This window comes from Rhizobacter sp. P2_H2 (assembly GCF_056403375.1).
This window is the reverse complement of sequence record NZ_JBFUFP010000646.1, coordinates 1-3,151: the sequence shown is the minus strand read 5'-3', so window position 1 is coordinate 3,151 and position 3,151 is coordinate 1. Positions and strand designations below refer to the sequence as shown.

Here is a 3,151-nt window from a genome sequence, read left to right as displayed (position 1 = left end):
GTCCAGCGACTGCACCACCTGCAGCTGGCGCGACGGGATCACCTTGCCATCGCCCTTGGTCACCTCGTCGACGTGGGCGAGTGCCGCCCAGGTGACCAGCAGCACGACGATCAGCAGGGCCGCGCGCACGATCGACTGCGCATGGTGGGTGCCACTGCGCGACATCACCTGGTCGGCCTCGGCCTCGAAGCTGCGGAATCCGGCATCGCCGGCGTTGTCGGGCGTGACGACCGGGCCGAGCAGGAGGCGCGTGATCGGATCCAGCAGCACGCGGATGCGCTCCAGCACCCACATCACGGCCAGGCCGAGCTTGATCAGGATGCGGTTCGTGCCGCCTTCACGGGATGAGCTCATGCCGCCCTCGCGATGCGCCCGCTCTGCAGCGCTTCCATGATGCGGTCGCGCGGCCCGTCGGCGACGATCTTGCCGCCGTCGATCACGATCACGCGCGTCACCATCGCGAGCAGCGAGGTGCGGTGCGTCACCAGCACCACCGTCTTGTTCTGCGCGAAGTTGCCGATGTTGTGCGTGATCTGCGCCTCGGTCGAGAAATCCATCGCGCTGGTCGGCTCGTCGAGCAGCAGGATGGGTGCGTTGTGCAGCACCGCGCGCGCCAGGCCGATGCCCTGGCGCTGCCCGCCCGACAGCGATTCGCCGCGCTCGCCCACCGTCATGTCGAAGCCGCGCGGATGCCGGTCGATGAAGCCGCTCATGCCGGCCAGCTCGGCCGCCGCGACGATCGCGGAATCGTCGGCATACGGCAGCCCGAAGGTGATGTTGTCGCGCAGGCTGCCGTAGAACAGCGTCACGTCCTGCGACACGTAGCCCAGGTTGCGGCGCACGTCGGCCGGGTCGAGCTGGCGCAGGTCGATGCCGTCGAGCAGCACCGCGCCGTCGTGCGGCTGGTACAGGCCCATGATCAGCCGCTCGATCGTCGACTTGCCGGAGCCCACGCGCCCGATCAGCGCGACCCGCTCGCCGGCCTGGATCTTGAAGCTGATGCCGTCCAGCGCCGCATCCTGCCGGCCCGGGTAGGCGAACTTGACATTGCGGAACTCGATGTCGCCGCGCAGCTGCGGGCGCTGCACGAAGTTCTCGCCGGCCGGGCGCTCGACCGGCCGCTCCATGATCTTGTCGAGCGATTCCATCGCGGTGCGCGCGCCCTGGTACTGCATCAGCAGCCCGACGATCTGCCCGGCCGGCTGCAGCGCCCGCGACGCGAGCATCGACGAGGCCACCAGCGCCCCCATCGTCAGCTCGCGCTGGCTGATCAGGTAGACGCCGACGATCACGATCGCGACCGTCACGCCCTGCGACAGCCAGTTGGTGCCGTAGTTGGCCGTGGCCGAGAGCGCCCGCATGCGCACGTTGGTCACCGCGAGGAAGGCGTTCGCGCGCTCCCACTTGGCCTGCACGACGCTCTCGGCACCCAGCGACTTGATGGTCTCGATCGCGGTCAGGCTCTCGATCAGCGTCGCGTTGCGCTGCGCCGCGGCCTGGTAGGTGGTCTGCGACAGCTCGTGCAGCCGGTGCTGCAGCACGTAGCCGATCACCAGGATCAGCACGAACGCCGTGACCACCGGCACTGCGAGCCACGGCGAGATCCAGGCCAGCACGGTCACGAACAGCAGCGCGAACGGCAGGTCGATCAGCGCGGTGACGGTGCCCGACGCGATGAAGTCGCGCACCTGCTCGAAGCCGCGCAGGTTCGACGCGAACGAGCCGACCGACTCCGGCCGGTGCTCCAGGCGCATGCCCAGCACCTTCTCCATCAGCGTGGCCGAGATCTGCACGTCGATGCGCGCGCTCGCCTCGTCGACGAAGTGGCTGCGCAGCAGCCGCATGAACAGGTCGCCGCACATGATCAGCACCACGCCGATCGACAGGGCCCACAGCGTCTCGACCGCGTTGTTCGGCACCACGCGGTCGTAGACGTTCATCGAGAACAGCGGGAACACCAGCGCGAACACGTTGACCAGCAGCGCCGCCCACAGCACGTCGCGGTAGACGATGCGCTGCTCGAGCACCGCGCCCCAGAACCAGTGGCGCTGGCGCACCGCGCGCACCTCGGGCGTGCGCGCATCGAAGCGGAAATGCGGGCGCACGAACAGCACCACGCCGGTGTAGCGCCGCTGCAGGTCGGCGAGCGGCAGCACGATCGAGCCCTGGCCGGTCTCGGGCAGCAGCACGCGGGCCACCGGGCCTTCCCGGCCGCCGTCCTCGAAGCGCAGCAGCACGCAGGCCTGGTTGTCCTTCAGGATCAGGATCGCCGGCAGCGCGGCGGCGTCGATGCGCTGCAGTGCCAGGCGCTGCAGCTTGGTCGCCATGCCGGCACGCGCCGCGGCCCGTTCGGTGAGCTCGATGGTCAGCTTGCCCTTGCCGCTGTCACCCAGCGGCAGCCCGGCCGACAGCGAGGCGCGCGACGCGGCCTGGCCGTTCAGGCGGCAGATCTCGACCAGGCAGTCGAGCAGCGGATCGGGGTGGATCAGGTCTTCGCGCATCCGCAGCGGCGCCGCCTCCGCCGGCTTGTGGGCGGCGGGGGCCTGGGCTGTCGGTTGGGCGGCAGCGGCGGAGGGCAGGGGACGGGGATCGGTCATCGGTGTCGCGGTATCGGGAAGTCAGACATCGACCTATTCGAACGGCGACATGGTGCGCCGTCAATCGATATCGGCCATATGGAAGCCGAATTGACCCCGGCGGCGATCGTCGAAGAACCGCCTCAGGGTTTCCCGCACCGTCGGGAACGCGAGGTCGTCCCACGGCACCTCGTCCTCGCGGAACAGGCGGGCCTCGATGGTCTCGGGGCCGGGCGCGAAATCGGTGTCAAGCAATCGGGCGCGGTAGAAGAAGTGAACCTGCCCGACGCGCACCACGTTGAGCAGCGTGAACAAGGCCTGCATCTCGATGCGGGCGCCGGCCTCCTCGTCGGTCTCGCGCAGCGCGCCGGCGGCGGTGGTTTCGCCGAGCTCCATGAAGCCGGCCGGCAGCGTCCAGAAGCCGTGGCGCGGCTCGATGTTGCGGCGGCACAGCAGCACCTGGTCGTGCCACACCGGCAGCGTGCCGACGACGTTCAGCGGGTTCTCGTAGTGGATGGCGCCGCAGGCGGCGCAGGTCGCGCGCTCGCGGTTGTCATCGGGCGGGATGCTGTAGC

Annotated in this window: 2 protein-coding genes and 1 pseudogene; all 3 read right to left on the bottom strand. The window is 69.6% G+C overall.

Annotated elements, in window-relative coordinates; all coding sequences use genetic code 11:
* Nucleotides 1-354 (bottom strand): annotated as a pseudogene (locus tag AC1D15_RS23990) (hypothetical protein); the annotation flags it as partial.
* Entirely contained in the window at nt 351-2,597 is a 2,247-nt protein-coding gene (locus AC1D15_RS23985; RefSeq protein WP_052213207.1) for a type I secretion system permease/ATPase, read from the bottom strand. The gene AC1D15_RS23985 and the pseudogene AC1D15_RS23990, both read right to left, overlap by 4 nt.
* A gap of 60 nt (nt 2,598-2,657) precedes the next feature.
* Nucleotides 2,658-3,143 carry an NUDIX hydrolase gene (locus tag AC1D15_RS23980; protein WP_477827942.1) on the bottom strand — a complete coding sequence of 162 codons (486 nt, stop codon included), beginning with the start codon at nt 3,141-3,143 and terminating at the stop codon, nt 2,658-2,660.
* Nucleotides 3,144-3,151 lie beyond the last annotated feature (8 nt).

Coding starts and splice junctions, on each gene's coding strand:
- AC1D15_RS23985 (WP_052213207.1), bottom strand. CDS start 2,597: ATGACCGATCCCCGTCCCCTGCCCTCCGCCGCTGCCGCCCAACCGACA.